General features: G+C 61.7%; 21 protein-coding genes and 1 pseudogene. 7 read left to right on the top strand and 15 right to left on the bottom strand.

Going from position 1 to position 22,397, the window contains the following annotated elements; all coding sequences use genetic code 11:
- Positions 1-80: 80 nt before the first annotated feature.
- The 4 genes from ctaD to NA647_RS13740 form a co-directional block, all read right to left on the bottom strand.
- Positions 81-1,709 (bottom strand): cytochrome c oxidase subunit I, encoded by a 1,629-nt coding sequence (ctaD, locus tag NA647_RS13755; protein WP_256058184.1) that lies wholly within the window; start codon positions 1,707-1,709, stop codon positions 81-83.
- Between the two features lie 12 nt (positions 1,710-1,721).
- The gene (coxB, locus tag NA647_RS13750; RefSeq protein WP_256058183.1) at positions 1,722-2,855 is read right to left on the bottom strand and encodes a cytochrome c oxidase subunit II; all 1,134 of its coding nucleotides are present in this window, start codon (positions 2,853-2,855) and stop codon (positions 1,722-1,724) included.
- Between the two features lie 209 nt (positions 2,856-3,064).
- The gene (locus NA647_RS13745) at positions 3,065-3,325 is read right to left on the bottom strand and encodes a hypothetical protein (RefSeq protein ID WP_131649234.1); all 261 of its coding nucleotides are present in this window, start codon (positions 3,323-3,325) and stop codon (positions 3,065-3,067) included.
- Between the two features lie 237 nt (positions 3,326-3,562).
- A complete protein-coding gene (locus NA647_RS13740; RefSeq protein WP_256058182.1) occupies positions 3,563-4,627 on the bottom strand; it encodes a PA0069 family radical SAM protein in 1,065 nt (354 codons plus the stop codon).
- Between the two features lie 188 nt (positions 4,628-4,815).
- Between NA647_RS13740 and NA647_RS13735 the strand changes: the two genes are divergently transcribed.
- On the top strand, positions 4,816-5,889 hold the full coding sequence (locus NA647_RS13735) for an acyltransferase family protein (RefSeq protein ID WP_256058181.1): 1,074 nt from the start codon (positions 4,816-4,818) through the stop codon (positions 5,887-5,889).
- A gap of 122 nt (positions 5,890-6,011) precedes the next feature.
- Here the strand turns inward: NA647_RS13735 and NA647_RS13730 are convergent, their stop codons facing one another.
- From NA647_RS13730 to NA647_RS13710, 5 genes are all read right to left on the bottom strand, one after another.
- Positions 6,012-7,082, bottom strand: a complete 1,071-nt coding sequence (locus tag NA647_RS13730) for a hypothetical protein (RefSeq protein ID WP_256058180.1) — start codon at positions 7,080-7,082, stop codon at positions 6,012-6,014.
- 101 nt (positions 7,083-7,183) lie between these two features.
- Complete coding sequence (locus tag NA647_RS13725) at positions 7,184-7,957, bottom strand: DUF1835 domain-containing protein (protein ID WP_256058179.1); 774 nt, start codon at positions 7,955-7,957, stop codon at positions 7,184-7,186.
- 18 nt (positions 7,958-7,975) lie between these two features.
- Complete coding sequence (locus tag NA647_RS13720) at positions 7,976-8,254, bottom strand: YheV family putative zinc ribbon protein (protein ID WP_256058178.1); 279 nt, start codon at positions 8,252-8,254, stop codon at positions 7,976-7,978.
- A complete protein-coding gene (prlC, locus tag NA647_RS13715) occupies positions 8,251-10,299 on the bottom strand; it encodes an oligopeptidase A (protein WP_256058177.1) in 2,049 nt (682 codons plus the stop codon). The genes NA647_RS13720 and prlC overlap by 4 nt, the downstream gene beginning before the upstream one ends.
- 389 nt (positions 10,300-10,688) lie before the next feature.
- On the bottom strand, positions 10,689-11,681 hold the full coding sequence (locus tag NA647_RS13710) for a bile acid:sodium symporter family protein (protein ID WP_256058176.1): 993 nt from the start codon (positions 11,679-11,681) through the stop codon (positions 10,689-10,691).
- A gap of 84 nt (positions 11,682-11,765) precedes the next feature.
- Between NA647_RS13710 and NA647_RS13705 the strand changes: the two genes are divergently transcribed.
- The 3 genes from NA647_RS13705 to NA647_RS13695 all read left to right on the top strand — a co-directional run bounded on the left by NA647_RS13705 (position 11,766) and on the right by NA647_RS13695 (position 13,943).
- A complete protein-coding gene (locus NA647_RS13705; RefSeq protein ID WP_256058175.1) occupies positions 11,766-12,596 on the top strand; it encodes an AraC family transcriptional regulator in 831 nt (276 codons plus the stop codon).
- Between the two features lie 51 nt (positions 12,597-12,647).
- A complete protein-coding gene (locus NA647_RS13700; RefSeq protein ID WP_256058174.1) occupies positions 12,648-13,184 on the top strand; it encodes a gamma carbonic anhydrase family protein in 537 nt (178 codons plus the stop codon).
- A 114-nt stretch (positions 13,185-13,298) separates the two neighbouring features.
- Entirely contained in the window at positions 13,299-13,943 is a 645-nt protein-coding gene (locus tag NA647_RS13695) for an HAD family hydrolase (RefSeq protein WP_256058173.1), read from the top strand.
- Here NA647_RS13695 and NA647_RS13690 read toward each other — a convergent pair.
- The 5 genes and pseudogenes from NA647_RS13690 to NA647_RS13670 form a co-directional block, all read right to left on the bottom strand.
- A complete protein-coding gene (locus NA647_RS13690) occupies positions 13,936-15,879 on the bottom strand; it encodes an alkaline phosphatase family protein (RefSeq protein WP_256058172.1) in 1,944 nt (647 codons plus the stop codon). The genes NA647_RS13695 and NA647_RS13690 overlap by 8 nt on opposite strands.
- Before the next feature lie 127 nt (positions 15,880-16,006).
- A pseudogene (locus tag NA647_RS13685) lies at positions 16,007-16,225 on the bottom strand (alpha/beta hydrolase); the annotation flags it as partial.
- A 250-nt stretch (positions 16,226-16,475) separates the two neighbouring features.
- On the bottom strand, positions 16,476-17,189 hold the full coding sequence (locus NA647_RS13680) for a DUF892 family protein (RefSeq protein ID WP_256058171.1): 714 nt from the start codon (positions 17,187-17,189) through the stop codon (positions 16,476-16,478).
- An 11-nt stretch (positions 17,190-17,200) separates the two neighbouring features.
- Positions 17,201-18,376: a hypothetical protein gene (locus NA647_RS13675; RefSeq protein ID WP_256058170.1), complete on the bottom strand. Its 1,176-nt coding sequence runs from the start codon at positions 18,374-18,376 to the stop codon at positions 17,201-17,203.
- A gap of 152 nt (positions 18,377-18,528) precedes the next feature.
- The gene (locus tag NA647_RS13670; RefSeq protein ID WP_256058243.1) at positions 18,529-19,677 is read right to left on the bottom strand and encodes an aminopeptidase; all 1,149 of its coding nucleotides are present in this window, start codon (positions 19,675-19,677) and stop codon (positions 18,529-18,531) included.
- A gap of 134 nt (positions 19,678-19,811) precedes the next feature.
- On the opposite strand from NA647_RS13670, the gene NA647_RS13665 reads away from it, so the two are divergent.
- The 3 genes from NA647_RS13665 to NA647_RS13655 all read left to right on the top strand — a co-directional run bounded on the left by NA647_RS13665 (position 19,812) and on the right by NA647_RS13655 (position 21,951).
- Entirely contained in the window at positions 19,812-20,237 is a 426-nt protein-coding gene (locus NA647_RS13665) for a hypothetical protein (RefSeq protein ID WP_256058169.1), read from the top strand.
- Between the two features lie 278 nt (positions 20,238-20,515).
- Positions 20,516-20,926: a hypothetical protein gene (locus NA647_RS13660; protein ID WP_256058168.1), complete on the top strand. Its 411-nt coding sequence runs from the start codon at positions 20,516-20,518 to the stop codon at positions 20,924-20,926.
- Positions 20,927-20,955: 29 nt separating this feature from the next.
- Positions 20,956-21,951, top strand: coding sequence for an LLM class flavin-dependent oxidoreductase (locus tag NA647_RS13655; RefSeq protein ID WP_256058167.1), 996 nt, complete (start codon positions 20,956-20,958; stop codon positions 21,949-21,951).
- Positions 21,952-22,017: 66 nt separating this feature from the next.
- Here NA647_RS13655 and NA647_RS13650 read toward each other — a convergent pair whose 3' ends face one another.
- The gene (locus NA647_RS13650; protein WP_256058166.1) at positions 22,018-22,233 is read right to left on the bottom strand and encodes a dodecin; all 216 of its coding nucleotides are present in this window, start codon (positions 22,231-22,233) and stop codon (positions 22,018-22,020) included.
- Positions 22,234-22,397 lie beyond the last annotated feature (164 nt).

The raw sequence follows: 22,397 nt of genomic DNA, 5'->3' as shown, positions 1-22,397 counted from the left end.
TCCCCCGAGTAGCCGCAAAGCGAGCCGTCGAAGCCACCGCTCGTCCAGCGTCCAGCCCCAAGCCTTCAGCGGCTCTCTGCCTATTCATGCTTTGGCCCCGTCCGATGCTCATGCAGCTCTTCCAGGCTCGGCGGCACGCTGAAGGTGTGGTAAGGCGCCGGCGACGGCACGCTCCACTCCAGTCCCTCAGCGCCGTCCCAAGGTTTGGCCGCGGCTGCCGGGCCACCACGAATGCACTTGATGACGATGAACAGGAACAGCAACTGTGTGGCGCCGAACATGAAGGCGCCCACCGACGAGATCATGTTGAAGTTGGCGAACATCATGTTGTAGTCCGGGATGCGCCGCGGCATGCCGGCCAGGCCGACGAAGTGCATCGGGAAGAACGCCAGGTTCATGCCGACGAAACTCATCCAGAAATGCAGCTTGGCCAGCGTCTCGTCGTACATGTGCCCGGTCCACTTGGGCAACCAGTAGTAGGCCGAAGCGAAGATGCCGAAAATCGCCCCCGGCACCAGCACGTAGTGGAAATGCGCCACCACGAAGTAGGTGTCGTGGTACTGGAAGTCAGCCGGCGCGATGGCCAGCATCAGGCCGGAAAACCCGCCGATGCTGAAGAGAATGACGAAGGCCACGGCGAACAGCATCGGCGCCTCGAAGGTCAGCGAGCCGCGCCACATGGTCGACACCCAGTTGAATACCTTCACCCCGGTCGGCACGGCGATCAGCATGGTTGCGTACATGAAGAACAGCTCGCCGGTCAGCGGTATGCCGACAGTGAACATGTGGTGCGCCCAGACGACGAACGACAGGAAGGCGATCGCGCCGGTGGCGTAAACCATCGAGGTGTAACCGAACAGCGGCTTGCGCGAGAACGCCGGAATAATCGAGCTGACCGCGCCGAACGCCGGCAGGATCATGATGTACACCTCGGGATGGCCGAAGAACCAGAACACGTGCTGGAACAGCACCGGGTCGCCGCCGCCCGCCGCACTGAAGAAGCTCGTGCCGAAGTGGATGTCCATCAGCATCATGGTCACCACGCCGGCCAGCACCGGCATCACCGCGATCAGCAGGAAAGCGGTGATCAGCCAGGTCCAGACGAACAACGGCATCTTCATCAGCGTCATGCCCGGCGCGCGCAGGTTGAGCACGGTCGCGACCACATTGATCGCGCCCATGATCGAACTGATCCCCATCAGGTGGATGGCGAAGATGAAGAAGGTCACCGACTCCGGCGCGTAGGTGGTCGATAGCGGTGCATAGAAGGTCCAGCCGAAGTTCGGCCCGCCGCCCTCCATGAACAGCGTCGAGACCAACAGGCCGAACGCGGCGGGCAGCAGCCAGAAGCTGAAGTTATTCATGCGCGGCAGGGCCATGTCCGGCGCGCCGATCATCAGCGGGATCATCCAGTTGGCCAGGCCGACGAACGCCGGCATCACCGCGCCGAAGACCATGATCAGGCCGTGCATGGTGGTCATTTGGTTGAAGAATTCCGGCTGCACGATCTGCAGGCCCGGCTGGAACAGCTCGGCGCGGATCACCATCGCCATGGAGCCGCCTAGCAGGAAGGCGCAGAAGCTGAACCACAGGTACATCGAGCCGATGTCCTTGTGATTGGTGGTCAGCAGCCAGCGTGAGAGACCCTTGGCTGGGCCGTGGTGATGGTCATGCCCGGCATGACCATGATCGTCGATCACTGCACTCATCACCTGATCCTCTTACTGGGTGGCTTCTTCGGCCTGTTTGAAGACGAGCACGTCTTTCGGCGTGACCATGTCGCCCGTGTCGTTACCCCAGGCGTTGCGCTCGTAGGTGATCACCGCGGCTAGATCGACCTCGGAAAGCTGCGGGCCGAATGCCGGCATCGACGTACCCGGCGCGCCCTTGACGACAATGCTGATGTGGTTTTCAGCATCGCCAGTAGCGATTGGCGAGCCCTTGAGCGCAGGGAACATTGGAGGTATCCCCTCGCCATTGGCCTGGTGACAGGATGCGCAGTTGGTCTGGTAAACCTGCTCGCCGCGGGCGGTCAGCTCTTCCAGTGTCCAGTCCTTGCTGGTCAGCTCGGCGAGCTTGGCCGCTTCGGCCTTCTTCTCGCCCAGCCAGGCGGCGTAGTCCTCGGCGGATTTGACCTCGACCACCACCGGCATGAAACCGTGATCCTTGCCGCACAGCTCGGTGCACTGGCCGCGGTAGATGCCGGGCTCCTCGACACGCGTCCAGGATTCGTTGATGAAGCCAGGGATGGCGTCTTTCTTGACCGCCAGCGCCGGTACCCACCAGGAATGGATGACGTCCGCGGCGGTAATCAGAAAGCGCACCTTGGCGCCCACCGGAATCACCAGCGGCTCGTCGACCTCCAGCAGATAGTGTTCGCCCTTGGGCGCCTGGTTGTTGATCTGGTCTCGCGGTGTCGTGAGGTTGCTGAAGAACTCGACATCCTCTCCCAGATATTTGTAATGCCACTTCCACTGGTAGCCGGTGATCTGGATATCCACGTCCGATTCGGACGCGTCATAAATGTGGATGAGAGTGCGCGTCGCCGGCACGGCCATGGCGATCAGGATCAACAAGGGAATGACGGTCCAGAGAACCTCGACCTTGGTATTTTCGTGGAAGTGCGCCGACTCCAGTCGTTTAGAGCGCCGATGGGCGAACATCGACCAGAACATAACCGCGAACACCAGCACGCCGATGATCACGCAGATCCAGAAGATGGTCATGTGCAAATCGAATACGGAGCGACTGACGTCCGTTACGCCGGGTTGCATATTCACGTCCCAGGCCGCCTGGGCCTGACCGAATAGCGACCACAGCCCAATCCCCATCCAGACTCGTGGATGTCGCGACATTGCGGGTTCCCCTTATGGTTCTTGTTATCCCGCCGACTGGCCTGTTGTCCGGACGCGAAGGGAGCCACGCTCACTTCGACGGCCTGACTACGCCTTGATCCGGTGCCCCCCAATTCCTGGTCACCAGCCTTCGCTTTGCACGCGCAGTCGGATTCAATCGGTACGCTTACGATCGGAGTATAGACAGCGTTCTCCGACTGGCAATTTCGTCAGGTGCTCGGGTTAGCTTCCGCTTCGCGCGGCTGATCGTTCTTCTTCACGCCACGGATATTCATCAGCGCCAGACATACCTGCAGCGTGATCAGTGCCCAGGCCTGGGCGTGCCAACCCCAGATCACCCAGAGCAGGTTACTCAGCAGAAAACACCAGAAGCCCACCGTGCGCCGGCTCGGTTTCAGCGAGCCGATCAGCCACGCCGCTAGCACCGTGATGACCATAGCCGGCCATTGCAGCAGATCGATCCAGTCCACATCACCTCCAGTAAGCCAAGAATCAAGGTCCGGCAATCCGTTCCGTGCATGGATTGGTGCCCTTCGCGCTCGCTAGAGTTCCGGCGCGAACTCGTGAAGGTAGAAAGCCGCAGATCCCGTTCGTCGGGTATGAGCTATCGACGGCCGAATGAATTCGGCCTTACGGTCAGCAGCGTCGGTATCTGGACTGGTTGCTGGGATGTAGGGCCGAACTTGTTCAGCCTTTGTTTCAAAGCCCTAGAGCAGGCTCAATTGCTGCCCCGGCGGCGCGAAACGACTGCAATCGAGGCCGAAATTCTGATCGCGACGGTTGTAGCCCAGGCGCTTGCAAGCCAGCTGGAACCGTTGAGCGAGTAGCTGAGCGAACTGCCCTTCTCCACGCATGCGGCTGCCGAAGCGACTGTCGTAGCCCTTACCGCCGCGCGACTGGCGCACCAGGCTCATTACATGCGCCGCGCGCTGCGGGAAGTGCTCGATCAACCAGGACTCGAACAGCTCCGCCACCTCGTGGGGCAGGCGCAGCAGGACATAACCCGCCGACGCCGCACCGGCCTCGCGCGCGGCCTCGAGCATGCGTTCCAGCTCCATGTCGTTGATCATCGGAATCATCGGCGCGCACATCACGCTGACCGGAACACCTGCCTCGTGCAGGGTCCGCAGCACACGCAGCCGGGCCGTGGGCGATGCCGCGCGCGGCTCCATGATGCGCTTGAGCTCGTCATCCAAGGTGGTCAGGCTGACCGAGACGCTGACCAGCCGCTGCTCGGCCAAGGGAACCAGCAGATCCAGATCGCGCAGCACCAGCGAACCCTTGGTAATGATGTGCACCGGATGCTTGAAGCGCAGCAGTATCTCCAGCGCCTGGCGGGTGAGCCGCTGCTCGCGTTCCAACGGCTGATAGGCGTCGGTATTGACTCCCAGCGCGATGGGCTGCGGCACGTAGCCGGGCTTGCTCAGTTCCTGTTCCAGGCGCTCGGCAAGGTTGGTCTTGGCGATCAGCCGGGTCTCGAAATCGATGCCCGGCGACAGGTCCCAATAGGCATGGCTGGGCCTTGCGAAACAATAGATACAGCCATGCTCACAACCCCGATACGGATTGACCGAACGATCAAAGCCGACATCCGGCGACTGGTTGCGAGTGATGACGGACTTTGCCGTCTCGCTTCGCACTTCGGTCGCGCGGGTCGGCGGTACTTCCTGCTCCCAGCCGTCGTTATAGGCTTCGCTAAGGGTCGGCGCGAAACGGTTGTTCGGATTTATGGCGGTACCGCGACCGCGTGGTGTTGCGACGATGCTGGACATGAGCAACCTCATAACTGTTCATACATACAGTATATGAGAATGATCAACATGCATTCGTCTTCCGACGAGCGCAGGGTCTAGCGATGCATGACCGTCGGTCGGAATTGCGAGTGATTCACAGCCAAGCAAACTAGATCGTCTACAACGGTAGTACCCGGCTAAAAGAGGCCGTTGCGGAGAGAGCGACAATGCATTCCAAGGGACCTTTGCATGCCCGGGAAAACAACTTTGATTTCCTGCGCTTTTTTGCAGCGTCGCTGGTACTGCTCGTTCACAGTTATCCGCTGACTGGGCGCCGGCCTGACGAGCCCATCGAACTGCTGACCGGCTATGAGAACGGCGGAGAATTCGCCGTCGCGATCTTCTTCGTCATCAGCGGCTACCTGATCACATCGTCCTGGATCAATAGCAGCAGTGCGAGAAGCTTCCTGATCAAGCGCGCTTTGCGGGTCTTTCCGGCCTTGATACTGGCCGTTTTGTTATCGGCGTTCGTCATCGGCCCGCTGGTGACCGAGCGCAGCATGACCAGCTATTTCTCGTCCCCCATCACCTGGACATACCTGCAGAACATCTTGCTCGTCACGCGCTTCGAGCTGCCGGGCGTGTTCAGCCATAACATCTATCCGAACGTGATGAACGGATCGCTGTGGACGCTTCCACTCGAGGTACTGATGTACCTGGGCGTGCTGATCATGGGTCTGGTTGGATTGTTGAAGCCTCGGCTGATCTTCCTCCCCATCGCCGGCCTCGCCCTGGGCTATTTCTGGTTACTGGAGCGGCTCGGGATCGAGTCATTCTTCATCACCAACGTATTCAAGCTGGGCCTGCTGTATTACACCGGCGCTGCCATCTTCCTCTACCGCGACGCGCTGCCCTGGCGCGGCTGGATTGCCGCCCTGTTCGTCGCGGCGCTGGTGCTGACGTTTCATACCGCCGCCGGGCCGTATGTTTATGTGATCGCACTGCCCTATCTGGTGATCTACCTCGCCTATGCGCCGATTCCGTTGCTTTCGCGATTCGGCAAGTACGGCGATTTCTCCTATGGCATGTACATCTATGCCTTCCCTTTCCAGCAGCTCACCGTCTATCTGCTTGGCCACGAGATCGGCGTGTTCTGGCTGACCGTTATTAGCCTCGTGCCGACCTTGCTGCTGGCAATTCTGTCCTGGCACCTGATCGAGGCGCCGGCGATGAAATTCAAGCAGCGTCTCTCCGGAGCGCCACAGCCCAGTCTCGTGACGCCTAAGACCTTGGTTGAATGAGAAACGCGATGTCGAATCGCCGTGGCTGCAGGGAGGGCCATATAGAAACACTCTTTGCTTGCTCTGCCTTCCGACCGGCGCGACCTCAGTGGTCGCCCCAGCGGCGCGGATCGGCAACGCAATCAGCGCAGATTGACCGGCAGTGGCGGGCCGCCGTCCTTTTGCCAGCTGCCACTGAGTTGGCCGTCGCGGCCAAGCTGAAGCTCGAACAGCGCGGGTACCTCACGCTGCTCTCGAAGTAAGGTGCGGCTGGCGTCGTGGCGAACAACAAGCCTGATCGCGCTGGCGTCCTTGCCATGAAAGTAGACGGCTCTGGACGAGCCTTCGGCGTTTGGCGTGATCACCAGCGTGATTCGATCGCGGTGACCAATCTCGCCACGGTACGCACCGCCCATTTGCGGCCTCGCCAGCTGCCGGCAATCGCTGCGTTGCTCCAGCAGCAGGCAGCGTCCGTACGAACTAAGATCCTCCGCAAGATCGGTGTAGGGGAAACTGTTCGAAAACTCATCAAGATCATCCAGTGCGCGTACTACATGCGCCGAGCATCTTTCCGCAATCAAGGTCAGCTGCGCTTGCTCGAGCACCAGCCTGTCATGAGCGAGATTGGTGTCGAGATGGCGCGGCAAGCAGTGCTCGTAGATTTCGCGCTGAATGGCGGCGGACTCGGCCTCTTCTTGAGTGGCGCTGTTCGCTGGAATTCGGGCAAGGAAATTCTCGATGCGCTCTATCCGCGCCTGGCTTACCCGTTCACGCAGCCGTTGCAGACCCGACTCGCTGAACAACTCAGACAACGAGAGGGGCGAGCCATCGGCTAGCGCGAACGCATAGCTGTTGCGGCCCAGGCTGAGATAGGCACCGTAATACTCACCAATGATATCCAGCGAAAGGAAGCCAGGCGTTTTTGCATGGATTTCATAATCCAGGCTGACCCGCCCATGCCCCCCGTCCTCTTTCGGCCAGATTCGCTCGAAGGGCGACTGCTTGAAGCGGCCCGGCAAACCGTCGAGCTCGAACGCGTGCAGGTAGATATTGATTCGCTCCAGCGCAGCCGATTCGCCTTCAAACAACGGAAAGCGGTAGGTCGACCATTCGCTCCGCGCGGCTTCGAGCGTAGAAACGCTTGGATCGGCAATTGAGGACATCGGTACGAGGGCAAGCAGACAAAGCGTCAGTAATTGCCTGTGGCACGTCATACGCATGAACCTCGGAACTGACTTGGGAATACGCCGGAGAATAAACGCTTCCCCCATTCGAATGCCTCCGCCTCGAACCACCGCTGCGCAAGCATGCTCGCTCAGGCTGCGGTACGACGCACCTGCACCTTGCTGTACTCAGCTTCTGCACCGTCGCTGAGCTGAATGACGCCGCGTTTCGCCAGCTCACGGGCGCGCCAGTAGAGAAACAGGTCGGTCGGAAAAAACCCATCGCAGTGCCCCATTACCTCGGCCATGGCGCGGGCCAACGGCAACCAGTCATCGCCGCAGGCCACTGTCAGTTCGTGGTCAATACGCTGGGAGTCTTCACCGACGAAACGCCCGCCCACCCAACGTCGTATCGCTGCGTTTTCCTGCACGGCAGCGCGCCATTGGCTCGCTAGCTCGGCAATCCTCTCTGGCTCGACGGTGCGTGGTCGGTAGAGCGTTGCCAGGGCATCCGGCGCCTGCATGGATACCGCCATCCGCGTGCCGACGCGACTGTCGCCGGTGCCACATACGACCTCCCGAAACGGCAGCGCCGAGTCTTCAAGCGCCGCTGCCACGCGGGCCAGCATCAGTTGCTCGGACGCGCTGTCGCCGTGCCAAACCGTCACCGGCCGCGACTGGCCTGCCAGCCCCGCCAGAAACTCGGCATCGACGGCAATAGACGAGAAATCTGGGCGCGGCGTGAAAGCCGCCGGCCACACGCCTTCCCAGAACGCAACGCGCTCCGTACATGAGAGAGATTCGATATCGGCAAGCGGCCCGACCGCGAGATCGTCGCGCAGGACACGCACCGTCTCGCCGTTGCCTTCGCCCAAGAGCTGCCGGACGCTGTCAGCGGCGAGATCGCCACAGGTGAGATGCCACATGGCGGGCCTCGCAATGGATCAGTCGGGGTTTTTCTTCAGCTTTGGATTGGGGAAGAACTGCACCGCCTGCACCTGCGGGTCGGCGGGTTTCGGCTTGGCCTGGTTGACCCGCGTGCCAAGCTCCGAGGGCACCGACTGCCCTTGGGCGTTGAGGGTGTCGGCGTAGCCGCATTCGACGCATTCGCGATGGGGCACGCCGTCGACGTCCCACATCTTGATACTGTCCGACGCGCTGCAGGCCGGGCACACCGCGCCGGCGATAAAACGCTTGGTCGTTACTTTCGGCTCGTCAGTCATGCCACTTGCTCCATCAGGCCGAGGTGGCGCAGCAGGGCGTCGGTGGATGGCTCGCGACCACGGAAATCGACGAACAACACCATCGGCTCTTGCGAACCACCACGCGCCAGGATGGCATCGCGGAAGGCACGGCCGGTCTCGGGATTGAATACGCCTTCTTCTTCGAAGCGCGAGAAGGCGTCGGAGGACAGCACCTCGGCCCACTTGTAGCTGTAGTAACCAGCCGCATACCCACCGGAGAAGATGTGGGCGAAGCTGTTGGGGAATCGGTTGCTGGCCGGCGGGCGCATCACCGACACCTCGTCGCGGATGCTCTCCAGCACCTGCAGCACGCTGCGACCGTCGCCGTGGGTGGCGTGCAGTTCGAAGTCGAACAGCGAGAACTCCAACTGGCGCACCATCATCAGCCCGGACTGGAAATTCTTCGCCGCCAGCATCTGGTCCAGCTTGTCCTGAGGCAGGCGTTCGCCGGTCTGGTAATGGCCGGAGATTAGCGCCAGTCCTTCGGGCTCCCAGCACCAGTTCTCCATGAACTGACTGGGCAGCTCCACCGCATCCCAGGCCACGCCGTTGATGCCCGAAGCGCCAGCGTGTTCGACCTGGGTCAGCAGATGATGCAGGCCATGGCCAAACTCATGGAACAGGGTGGTAACTTCATCATGCGTCAGCAGCGCCGGGCGCTCGCCAACCGGTGGGGTGAAGTTGCAGACCAGGTTGGCCACCGGCGTCTGCAAGGTGCCGAGGCAGGTGCGGCGCTTGTCGCGGGCGCCATCCATCCAGGCGCCGCCGCGCTTGTTGGCCCGCGCGTAGAGGTCGAAGAAGAAGCGCCCGACGTGCTCGCCGTTTTCGCGGATCTCGAACAGGCGCACGTCCGGATGCCAGCTGTCGAACCTTTCCAGCTCATGAATCTCGATGCCATAGAGGCGCTGGACGATGGCGAACAGCCCGGACAGCACCTTGTCGATGGGGAAGTACTCGCGCAGCTCTTCCTGGTTCAGGCTGTAGCGCTGCTGGCGCAGCTTCTCGCCGAAGTAGCCGACATCCCAACTCTGCAGATCATCCACGCCGTTTTCGGCGGCGAAGGCACGCAGCTCTTGCAGGTCGCGTTCGGCGAACGGCTTGCTGCGCACGGCCAGATCACGCAGGAAGCCCAACACCTGGTCGGTGCTCTCGGCCATCTTGGTGGCCAGCGACAGCTCGGCGTAATTGCCGAAGCCGAGCAGTTTGGCCAGCTCCTGGCGCAGGTCGAGGATCTGCTCCATCACCGGACCGTTGTCGAACTGACCGGCGTTCGGACCTTGATCGGAAGCGCGGGTGGAATAGGCGACGTAGACCTCTTCGCGCAGCGCGCGGCTGTCGGCGTACGTCATCACGGCGTAGTAGCTGGGAAACTCCAGACTGATCAGCCAGCCGTCGAGCTCTTTGGCTTTTGCAGCTTCGGCCATCTGCGCCTTGGCCGAATCGGTGACGCCAGCCAGCAGGCTTTCATCCGTGACGTGCTTGGTCCAGGCCTGAGTCGCATCGAGCAGCTGGTTGGAGAACGTGCTGCCCAGCTCGGCGAGCTTCATCTGGATAGCGCCGAAACGCTGCTGTTCGGCCGGCGGCAGGTCGATGCCAGACAGACGGAAGTCGCGCAGGGCGTGCTCGATGATGGTCTTCTGCGCGACGTCGAAGCCTTCAGCCTCGGCGCTCAGCGACAGTGTCTGGTAGGCGGCGAACAGGTCGGCATTCTGCCCGAGTTCCGTGGCGTACGCGGACAGCTTGGGCAGGCAGGCCTCGTAGGCGGCGCGCAATTCGGGATTGTTGCGTACCGAATTCAGATGGCTGACCGGGCCCCAGGCACGGCTGAGACGCTCGTTCATTTCATCCAGGCCGACCACTAGCGTGGACCAATCGAGGCTTTCGGCCGGGCGGCTGAGTAGCTCCTGCAAGGCGACTCGGTTGTCACCGAGCACGGTATCCACCGCCGGCTCGACATGCTCGGGGCGTATCTCTGAGTAAGGCGGCAGGTCGAATTCCCGAAGCAGCGGGTTGGTATCGGTCACGGCAGGTGCCCCTTTTGAATAAATGATCAGCCAGGCATGTTAAAGACAATTGCCCGACCGCGCAGCCAGCAAACGACTCGATAGCGTGGCGCTATGGACGCCGGAAATCGCAGCTTTTTTCGATCAAGATTGCGCCGCGTACCGATGCTTCATCCAGCCCTCCTCGCTCTAACCGACTAACGCTTTAATTGCGACGGTTTCCAGGAGCGCGGGTTCCACCGCACTGCTCCTGTAGAAGCGAGGGGAAGGCCGAGTCCTTGCTCGTGGTGAGAAATGTGCAGGTTTATGCAGTGTTGTGTTTCATCGCCTCGGATCGCCAGCAAGGACTGGATTAGGCGTCCTCCTGGCTCCCTCAGATGGCCGTGCGAGTAGCTTGGACAAAAGCGACTCTACAGAGCCGCAGGCGATTCAACCGGCAGCTCGGGTCGGCGCGCGTAGCGCTGGGCGAGCACTGTGCAGACCATCAGCTGGATCTGGTGGAAGAGCATCAGCGGCAGGATGATCATGCCGACCGCGCTGGTGGCAAACAGCACTTGGGCCATCGGCACGCCCGTCGCCAGGCTCTTCTTCGAACCGGCGAACAGAATGGTGATGCGGTCCTCCAGGTTGAAACACATAATTTTGGCCAGAACGCTGGTCAGCCACAGAACGATGGCCAGCAACAGGCAGCAGGCCACGGTCAGCCCCAACAAATGACTGAGCGGCACGATTTGCCACAAGCCGTCGACCACCGCACCGCTGAACGCTGTATAGACCACCAGCAGGATTGAGCTTTGATCGACCGACTTCAGCCAGGTCTTGTTGCGCGTGACCCAGGCACCAATCCAACGCCGCGCCATCTGCCCTACGATGAAGGGCACCAGCAACTGCAAAACGATCTTGCCGATGGAATCCAGGGTCGAGCCCGTTTCGCCCTCGACGCCCATGAGCAGCAATACCAACAAAGGGGTGAGGAAGATACCGATCAGGCTCGACGCCGCCGCGCTGCAAATAGCCGCCGGCACGTTTCCACGCGCCAGCGAGGTGAAGGCGATGGCAGATTGCACCGTAGCTGGCAATGCGCACAGATAGAGCATGCCCAAGTACAACTCAGTGCCGACCATCGGCGTTAGCACTGGCTTGAGCGCAAGCCCCAGCAGCGGAAACATCACGAAGGTGCAGGCAAAGACCAGCAGGTGCAGACGCCAATGGCCAGCGCCGGCGATGATCGCTTCACGCGACAATTTGGCACCGTGCATGAAAAACAATAAGGCGATAGCGGCGGCAGTAAGCCACTCGAAGAACACCGCGACCTGTCCTTCACAGGGAAACAGCGTGGCAATCGCGACCACTGCTAGCAGGGCCAGGGTGAAGTTATCGAAGAGAATACGGAGATTGGCCATGGGTGATTTCCTTGAGGCTTGCAGTCAACAGGAATGGACCTTAACGTGAGTGCCGCCTTCCGACTAACGCCAAGCAGGCATTAAATGTCGCCTATCGGACAACAAACAGCACTTATCACTCGGCTCAGCCAGCTTAAAGCGCTGCCTCGGCCCGTCTATGGTCAGCTCGATTCGCCGCCTAATCTCAAGCTCGGCTACCGCCACAGCCATCCCTGGGTGCAGTTGTCCCACGCGGTCGAAGGGGTGCTTGAAGTGCGGACTGACAACGGCCGTTTTATCGCCCCGCCACTGCGCGCGGTCTGGATACCAGCGGGAGTCACCCACCAAGTGTTCTGCGCGTCGGATACCTGCATCCGCAGCCTGTACATCGACCGCAGCGTGGTCGGCGACGCCCCCGAACGCTGCCGCGTGTTGCAGATCAGCCCGCTGCTGCGTGAACTGATCCAGCATTTCAGCACGCTGCCCGAAGCCTATACCGAAGACGGCCCGGAAGGGCGTCTGGTGCAAGTATTGCTGGATCAGCTGAGCTGCGCGCCGGAGATCGAACTGGTGCTGCAATTGCCGGACGAGCCGCGCCTGCGCCAGCTGTGCAAACGACTGCAGAACCACCCCGACTCTCGCGAAAGCCTGGCCGACTGGAGCCAGGCGCTGGGCGTTTCGGAGCGCACCCTGAGCCGGCTGTTCCTGCGCGAAACCGGGTTGAGTTTTCGCGCCTGGCGACAACGTTTGCGACTGCTCAGCGCGCTGCCGGCGCTGGAGGGTGGCGAGCGGGTGACCGATGTGGCGCTGGGCTGCGGCTACGAATCGCTATCGGCCTTCATCGCCGCGTTTCGCGAGCAGTTCGGCGCCACGCCCGGCGAGTTCTTCCGCGATGCCAGGCGGCAGAATCCGTCCGGGCTCCAAGTCCCTTCTTGAAACCCGGCCCGCTAGGCCCGAAGCTTGAGCGCATTCGCACAGGAGCCAGCCATGTCCATCCGCACCTACCAGAACCACACCCCGAAGCTCGGCGAGCGCGTATTCGTCGACCCCAGCGCCGTGCTGATCGGCGACATCGAGATCGGCGAAGACAGCTCGGTCTGGCCGCTGACGGTGATCCGTGGCGACATGCACCGCATTCGCATCGGCGCGCGCAGCAGCATCCAGGATGGCAGCGTGCTACACATCACCCATGCAGGCCCGTTCAACCCGGACGGCTTCCCGCTGATCATCGGCGATGAGGTCACCGTCGGCCACAAGGTCACCCTGCACGGCTGCACCCTGGGCAGCCGCATCCTGGTGGGTATGGGTTCGATCGTCATGGACGGCGCCGTGGTCGAAGATGAAGTCATCATCGGCGCCGGCAGCCTGGTACCGCCGGGCAAGACACTGCAAAGCGGCTTTCTCTACGTCGGTAGCCCAGTTAAACAAGCTCGTCCGCTGACCGAAAAGGAGCGCAGCTTCTTCAGCTATACCGCTGGCAACTATGTGAAGTTGAAGAACATGCATATGGCAGAAGGGACGTAGGGCCGAACTTGTTCGGCCACCACCATGGCCGAATGAATTCGGCCCTACAGGCTTGCGTCCCGAAATGGGAACGGACCTAGAATGCCGCCTACCGAAACGTAACGACGAGTTCTCATGCACCACTCCACCATCCTCTTTGATCTCGACGGCACCCTCACTGACCCGCGCGAAGGCATTACCCGTTCGATTCAGCATGCGCTGGCCAGGCTCGGTATCGACGAGCCTGATCTGAAAAAGCTCGAACCCTTCATCGGCCCGCCGCTGTTGCAGGCATTCATGGAGTTCTACGGCTTCGATGAGGCCCGCGCGTGGGAGGCGGTTGGGCATTACCGTGAGCGCTTCAAGGTCACCGGCCTCTACGAAAACCTTCTGTTCGACGGCGTGTTGGAGATGCTCGAACACCTGCGCGGTCAGGGCCGGACGCTCTACGTCGCGACCTCCAAGCCCTCGGTGTTCGCGCGCGAGATCGCTCGTCACTTCGCCTTCGATCATCACTTCAAGGTGATCTACGGCAGCGAACTAGACGGCACCCGTACCAACAAAGTGGAGCTGATCGCGCACCTGATCGCCGAAGAACGGCTCGATGCACAGCAGACATTGATGATCGGCGACCGTAAGCACGACCTGATCGGCGCCCGGAAAAACGGCCTGCAGGCTGCCGCTGTCGGTTACGGCTTCGGCAGCCACGCCGAGCTAATGGCCGAATCGCCTGCCTACTACTACGCCACGCTTGCGGCGTTGCGCGCGGCGTTCAGCTAGGCATCTGGTCGCGTCCGGGGTTGAAGGTCACCGGGGGCGAGCCATCGGCGTTGATCTGCTCGACACGCAGCGGTCGGCCTTCATCATCGAGGCAGATGCGGCCAATGCCGGCGCCGTTCCACAATCGCTCACCGGATTGGCTGCGACTCGGCAGCCACGGTTGGACCCGCACCCGGCGGCGCTTGGTGAACCAGTTCAGCGGCGAGCGCGGCGAATAGAGCCATCGGTTAAGCCGGTCGAACAGATCCAGCAGGCGACGAGGAAACTCGTTTTTTACCCCGCTGCTGGTGATCTGCCACAGCCGCGGCCCTCCGACACGGCCCCGAATATGCACTTCATAGGCAAAGGAATAATGCACGTCGCCGGACAGGATCACGTAGTTACCCGGCGTACGCGTATGGCGAAAGATGTTGAGCATGGTCTGTGCGGCGCCGCGATGGGCCATCCAGTTTTCCGCATCGACCAGCAGCGACTGCCCGGCCCAGCTGAACACCCGCTGCACGGTCTCGATCAGCTTGACGCCGAACATCGGTGTCGGCGAAACGATGACCACCGATCGCTGATCGAGCAGGTGCTGCTGGAGGTCGGTGAGCGCTTCCCAGTCCATCAGACCCGACGGCCGGCTCAGGCGGAGTTCGCTGCGCCAACGCCGGGTGCGAGTGTCGAGCACCACTACCGCCGGTTCGCTGGGCAGTACGTAGCCCCAATCGCCGCGTTGTAGCACCTCATCCACCATCTCATTCTGCAACGCGCAGTCGAGCTGCCCGTCTTCGCCACTTGCCAGTAACGCCTCGATGGCCTGCAGCGGCGCAGCGTAATCCTCGGGGACATTGCCCCACGCCTGGCACAGGAGATAGCCGAGCAGCGCATTGCCGAGGATGCGTCGCGAAAAGGGATGACCGTATGCGGTTTGTTCCCAGCGGGCGCTGAGGTTCCAGTCGTCGGTGACGTCGTGGTCGTCGAAGATCATCAGCGACGGCAGATGCGCCAGTGCCCGCGCGACCGACGGCAAGCCTGCCCGGAAGGCCTCGATGCAACTCGCCTCGCGAGACCAGCGTTCGGCCAGTTTCTCGTCCAGCGGCGGTGCCTGTACTTCGATCAGGCGCCAAGGTACGGGCGACCAGACCAGCAGGTACATCGCCAGCACCTCGGCCAGCGTCACCAGGTGGTTATGCGCGTTGGCGGTGGTGAACACTGGCTTCTCGACGCCGCCAAAGAAGCGCTCACGTAACGCCTCGTTGGACTTGAACGCCGGCAGCAACTGCTCGCGTCGGTAGTAGGTGGCCGGATGCGCCATCAGCTCATCGCTGTCGGCGACGGTCGCGCCTTCCAGGCATTCGCCATAAAGCCCGAGCCGACGGATCAGCGCGTGGATAGCGACCAGAGTCGGCCCGGCGACGTCGTCGACGTAGACCTGATCGCCGGTCATCAGCAGCGCGGCGGGCCAGCGTTCGGGTGCCTGGCGGGCCTGGGCAATCAGCTCATCGACCTTTACCAGCCCGTCTGCCGATACGTGATGCGGCTTGCGGCAGGAGCCGTGCAGCAAGTCATCGTGGCGCGAGCGGATGACGAAGGCCGGTCGGTCGGCGCCGTCGTGAAGCAGATGCGGCGCCCACTCGGCAATCGTCTGTGCGACACCATCGCGTAGGATCAACAGGTCGTATTCCACTAGCTGATCAACCGGTAACGACGCATCCAGGCGCAGGTCGATCAGATGCAACCAGGCCGAAGTGCCGATACGCAGCCGGCGACAAGCTTCGCCAACCAACGACAGTGAACGCGGCTGCTCGCCGTCGGGGTGTAGCGTCAGGCGCAACGAAAGCGGCTCGCTGGCAACCAGCCAGAGCACCAGGCGATCGGCCTGCAACCTGCGCAACAGCGGCCCGGCGAGCACAGGCGGCAGGGATGAAAGGGTGTCGGATGGCGAGTTGGACATGCAGCGGCTCGATGGCGGCGTTGGAGATCAGAGTGTAACGAATGCCGCCGGTTCGCCCCGTCCTGCAGCGTCATTCATCCATCTGCTCCAAACCCGCTCACCCACGCCATGTCGCCAGCGAATCGCCTCAGGCCCGACGTTTCACTCGTTGTTCGATGCGGTGCAGCAGCCGATAGAGGTACGCGAAACCCTGTTCCCAACGGCGATGCCCGGACGCTACGTTGACGTGCCCGGCCCCGCTGAGAATCGCCACTTCACTGCCCCAGGCATTGCCCATCGCCCAGGCGCGTTCGGGACTGGCCGCCACATCGTTGTCCGACCCCACCAGCAGGCTGGGGAACGGCAGCGCCGCAACCGACCGCTGGTGCCGTCACCCGCGTCACGCTCAGGGTCGCCAGTCAACAGCAGCCCATCAAGGAGGACGTCGCCAATGATCACGTTAGCCTTACCAACCTGGCCCGAGGCGCAACGCTGTTCTTCAAGCCGGCCATCGCGGTGGCGCCGCCGCGCTGATTCCGTGCATAAAGAATCCGCGCATAAAAAAGACGCGCCCAAGAGGCGCGCCAAGTTTCAAGCGCACGCGCTGTCTATTTGATCTAGCCTATCAGGTCCCGACGGATCAGCGTCTTGATCTTCACCAGATGGTCATCCTCTTGGTCCTTCGCCTTTTTAAAGCCTTTGGCGATGTTCGGATGGCCGCCTGCTTCGGCCAGTTCGATGAGCAGCTCCCAGGCGGCGTTGTCCTCTAGCTCGATGGTGAGCAGTGCGCCCATACCCTGCGCAATATTAGTGCGCGGATCGGTAAGCACCTGCATGACGCCCATGGACTTCACCGCCGCGACATCAGCGCAAGGCGTCTGCGCCGTCGGGTCGGCGCCAAGCGTCTCGATCACCTCGGCGACCATGTTCATGTGCTCGAACTCTTCGTCACGAATGTGCTGCAGCACTTGGATCAAATCGGATTCCGCTGTGCCTAGAGCCTTCGCCTTGGCGATCATCGCGTCATACAGACGCACGCCGCTGCGCTCGAACGCCAACCGCTCGCCGAGCTTGTCGACCAGCAACTCCGGGCTCTTGCCCATCGCCATGTCGAAAGTCGATTTGAGCATGCCCTTGGCCGAACCGGGGACCGGCACCGAACCGATACGGTCGGCTTCTTCGGCGCGCTTTACGCGCTCTAGCATGATGCCTTTGGAGTCGCCGGGCACGGTTGGCGGAAATTGCTCGACCGCCTCGAGCAGGCTCTTGGTGTCCTTCGGGGACATCTGCACCCCGGTGAAATTGGTGCCTAATTTCGCTGAAGTCGCCATGTCGATTCTCCTCAAGAAATCTTGCGCATACCCATGAGTTCGCCACCCGGCGCCCACTGATAGCCCGCCGAAACAATGCTCGACGCGATGCCCTCGGAGTTGAGCTGGTTGCGGTAATCGAGCGAATTCTGCGGCTCTTCGCTCTTGTCGACGTACTGGGTGCCGCTGGTTCGCAGATTGACCTCGGCAGCGAGGACCTGACGGACAAATTCGCGCTGGCTCTTGAACTCAATCATTTTAGGCAACGGACCTCCGAGAATTTCCGCCGGGTCACGGCGCTCGATGTTCTTGAAGTGCTCGCAGGCGATGTTCAGATGGCCCAGCTCGTAATCGAGGAAACGCTCCCACATGGCCTTGATGCGCGGATTGGTTTCCTGCTCGGCGCAGCTGGCGTAGGCATAGACCTCCATGGCCTCGTGCACCAGCCACTTCTCCATGAAGGACTCCTGCGGATCGGCCAGCGAACCGTACTGGGTCACGTGCTGTTCTTCCACCGAGGCGATTTCGGCATACAGCTGGCGCGCCAGCGGGTCGGCGAACAACGGCCCGACGTTCATGTAGTAATCATGCGTCTGGAATTCAGCAGCGGTGATCAGCGCACAGTGGATCTTGGTGATCAACGCCGCTTCCTCTTTGGCGTAGCTGTCACGCAGGTCATTGGTCGGATGGCGATGGTGCTCGGATGTTTGCCGGCCCGGCACAATGTCGGTATAGCCCTGCAGGATGTTGTTCGCATCCTTGCCTTCGAGGCGATCGAGCATCGCCGCGTAGCGGTAGAGATGGTCGAAGTCCTCCAGCAGGCCGAAGCGATAGGTCTGGGCCTGATAAGGATCGGGCTCGGTCTGGGCCACGGCGGCGGTAACTTCGATGGCGACCTGCTCGTAGGCGACGGTGGTTTCCAGCGGTGAATGGTCGGCGGAAATCAACCAGTTGATCATCGTCGCCTGGTGCTGCTCGACGCGACGAATCTCGGCGAGCGGGCCGCGTAGCTGGCCTGTGATACGGGCAATGCCATGCTTGAGACGCAGCGCATCGATTTCGACGCCGTTCATCAGAATGATCCGCACCCGGGTGAAGGCGTCGTCGTCCAGCTTGCTGATCGGCTTGCCCGCCATTTCCTTCCAGGTGAACTTCTGCTTTTCGAGCGGCGTGCCCTTGTTATCGAGAATGCCGGATAAATTGTCCATGAAGCCTCCGTTTTTACGGCTTGTATTGAATAGACGTACGAGCTGAATCACGGGCAGCTGGTGCCGACGTCCTGAAAAATGGACGGAGGAAAGCGGAAAACAATTCCGCAGGATTGGGGGCAAAAACGCGCGAAAAAGACGAGCGGCGGCAGTCAACCCCTTCGAATGAGTTGCGGGTCCGGTAAGGCAAAACCCGCCCCGACGCTTGTCCGAGCTAGCCTTGAGCGAGGCGGCGCTGCGCTTAAACGAAACGTCTCCAGGAGACGCGCCCGCTCGTCGGGGGGCAGTCGACCCAGCGCTTCGACTTGCGCGTAAAAACGCACCCAATCGCCGTTGACCTGCTCGAACAGCGCGGCAAACGCCGGCACCCAGCCGTCATACAGGCCGAACGGCAACAGGCTGGCATTGTTCAGCGGCTGAGCCATCCAACGGTCGAAACGGCGATCACCCTTCCAGGCGCCATCGCGCAGCTGGCGGTAGGCCTGGCGCAGGCGCATGAACTCAGCCTGCTTCGCGGCGCGCATGGCCGATTCGTCCAGGTTGCTGTCATACAGCGCCGCCAACCGCGTCCGAGTTTCTAGCAACAGCTCGGTGAATTCGGCGGAGCGTCTTTGTGCCGCGTCGCTGAGCGGCGGCAAACCGCGACTGGCACGCCATTGGCGCAGGCCCTCGCGCTCGACAAAGGACGCGAAAGATTCGTTGAAAGCGGTGTCGCCAGGCACGTACAGCTGCTGGTGCGCCAGTTCGTGGAAGATGAGTCCGGCCAGACGCTCATCGTCCCAACGCAGCATGGAACTGAGCAGCGGGTCGTCGAACCAGCCCAGCGTCGAGTAAGCCTGCACGCCGCTTACGAGCGTGTCGTAGCCCTCTGCCTTGAGAAATGCTGCCGCCCCCCGCGCCCGCCCCGGCTGGTAGTAGCCGCGGTAGGCCACGCAACCGGCGATCGGAAAACAGTGGGTCAGCGGCGCGACGGAAAACTCCTCGGTGGCAAACAGATTCCACACCACGTAAGGCCGCTGGATGTCCGCATAGAGCCGGTAACTGCCGTTATCCGGCAAGGCCAGCGCGCTGCTGGCGAAGGCTCTGGCCTGTAGCATCAAGCTCAGTCGTTGACGCAGCTGTGGGTTGCGTTGGGGGTTGTCGATGATGGCGGCGATGGGCTCACGCTGGCGCAACAGATCCAGCTGACCGACCGCCAGCTGACCGTAATAGGTGCTGCAGCCATTCAGACCAACGGCCAGCAGCAGCGGAACCCAGCGCACGCTTCGGCTGTCGACAAGGGCGGTTTTCAGCTTCGAAATGAACAAACGCCTGCTCGCATTTGAAGACCTGCTCGGTCGATGCGCTGAGCCTACAACGACATCGAAGCCCACCCAACCACCGAAGGCAGCAAGCCTTCGCAGCCAGACCGCGCCCTCAGCGGTGGAGACTCGTCATGCGAATCCTGATCCTTGCTCTCGCGCTGTCCACACTCGGCGGTTGCGCCCTGTGGATGCCCCAGCCGGACCCGAACCAGGCCTGGATCGAGCTGGCCCCGCGTGGCGAAACCGAACTCAAGGCCGTTGCCGTGGACTCGAGGCCGCTGGACGATCACCGATACTTTCAAGTGACGCCCGGCAGCCATCAGCTGGGCATGCGCTACCGCTTCGAGGTGGGGCCGGCCAATGTTGGCGGCGACAGCGAAGCACTGGAACGTGACTGCCGCCTGACTCTGGAATACGACGGTTTCGATGCCGGCGCCCGCTATCGTCTGGTCGCCGGTGGCTACGGCTTCCGCCCCTGGGCGCGGCTTTACGATCAACATGATCAGCTGCTGGCCAAGGCCACCGAACGCGGCTGCGGCGGTGTCGCCATCCGCTGAGCTAGCTGCAGATCGTTGTAAAAGCGTCGCCGCTCAGGCCGTGTGAGAACGTAGCGAGCTAAGGTCAGGCAAGAACTAGGCGGCCCCACAAAACAGGCGAGAAAGCGAACTGGGTTCGCACGCGAGTTACGAGCTGAGTATTTTGATCGGACTCGCGCACGAGTCTGTTCTTAACGCAGCATGGCCGAGCGCAGTAGTTGTCACACGGCCTGATCTGGCTCAGGCTCGACAGGGACCGCCGCAGCAATGGGCTGACGGGGCCCGCTGGAGGAACTGCCATGCGTCTGCCATTTGTCCTGCTCCTGATCGTCGGCCTTTCCGGCTGCGCCAGTCCACTGCCGCCACCCGATCCGAACATGGCCTGGATCGATCTGACCGCACAACCCAGCGACATTTTTATGTCCGATCGTCTGGACGACAAACGCACGCCAGACGGCCGCTATTTCCAGGTCAGCCCCGGCGCGCATGAACTCGAAGCGCGCTATGAATTCGAAATCAGTAGCGGCGGAATGGGCATCTTCGGCGAAACCCAATACCTACGCTGTACCATGGTCATCCGCTATGACAATTTCCAGGCCGGGCGGCGCTACCTGTTTCAGGCGCGTTCGCTGGGCTTCACGCCGCAGGGCTGGCTGCGCGACGAACAGCACCAAGTACTGGCCCGCGCTGAGGCGGAGCACTGTTACTGAGCCCGCCCCGCCAGCAGAGAGAAGAAAATATGTCCCGTATCGCACACACCCGTTTTTCCACCCTTGACCTGGCGCCGATCCGCGATGACGGCGATGCCGGCCTCGCCTTGCGCAACGCTTTGGCGCTGGCCCAGCACGTCGAAAAGCTCGGCTTCGAGCGCTTCTGGGTGGCCGAACACCACAACATGGACGGCATCGCCAGCGCCGCCACGTCCGTATTGATCGGTTATCTGGCGGCCGGCACCTCGCGGATTCGTCTGGGCGCCGGCGGAGTAATGCTGCCCAACCACGCACCGCTGGTGATCGCCGAACAGTTCGGCACGCTGGAAGCGCTCTATCCAGGCCGCATCGACCTCGGTCTGGGCCGCGCACCGGGCGCCGACCAGTTCACCGCCCACGCCCTGCGCCGTGACCGCATGGGCAGCGCCGACGACTTTCCGGCTGATGTCGAGGAGCTGGAGCTACTGCTCGGCCCGCGTCAGCGCAACCAGCGCGTAATCGCCATGCCCGGCGTTGACAGCAAAGTGCCGATTTGGCTGCTCGGCTCCAGCCTGTTCAGTGCGCAGCTGGCTGCCGCCAAGGGGCTGCCCTACGCTTTCGCCTCGCATTTCGCGCCGCGTTATGCACATGAGGCGATTCGCCTGTACCGCGAGAATTTCCAACCGTCCGAGGTGCTCGACAAACCCTACGTGATGCTTGGCGTACCGCTGATGGCCGCCGACACCGACGAGCAGGCCGAATACCTGGCGACCACTGCCTACCAACGCATCCTGGCGCTGATCCGTGGCCAGAGCTTGGTACTTGTGCCGCCGGTGCAGAGCATGCAAGGCAAGTGGCTGCCACACGAGCAGGACGCGGTGGGCAATTTCCTCGGCATGGCGCTGATAGGCGGCCCGGAAAAGATCCGCGCGCGGCTGGAGATTCTGCTGGAGCAGACCGGGGCCGACGAGCTGATTTTTACCTGCGACTTCTACGAAACCGCCGACCGCCACCGCGCGTTCGAGATTCTTGCCGGGTTGCGGTGACGGTTGGCGCAGAGATCACCGGTGGGCTGAAGCGGAGCGCCGCCCAGCATCCAACAACAACGGCGATCAGCTATCGGCGAGGCGGAAGCCAACCTTCATCGTGACTTGAAAATGTCCGACCTTGCCTCCCTCGACGTGGCCACGAATTTCGCCCACTTCGAACCACTCGACATTCTGCAGCTTGCTGCTGGCTTCGGCGATACCGTTCTGAATCGCTTCGTCAACACTGTTGCGCGAGGAGCCGACGATTTCAATTTTCTTGTACGTGTGATGATCCGACATAGATTTCCCCTTCTGATCTGAAGAGCCTCCGCTCGGTGGTGACGCATCCTGTCTGATTGAGGCCCGCGCAGGGGCGCGTAAGTTCAGCGCAACGGTGCAATCGAAGCCGTTAAAAAGGAAAGTCGCAGGCACGAGTAGCAAGTAGGGTGTGCTTCAGATCACCA

The sequence above is a fragment of the Stutzerimonas stutzeri genome, assembly GCF_024448985.1.
GTDB lineage: Bacteria > Pseudomonadota > Gammaproteobacteria > Pseudomonadales > Pseudomonadaceae > Stutzerimonas > Stutzerimonas stutzeri_AP.
The sequence above is the reverse complement of the archived record's forward strand: the minus strand, read 5'-3'. Positions and strand labels throughout refer to the sequence as shown.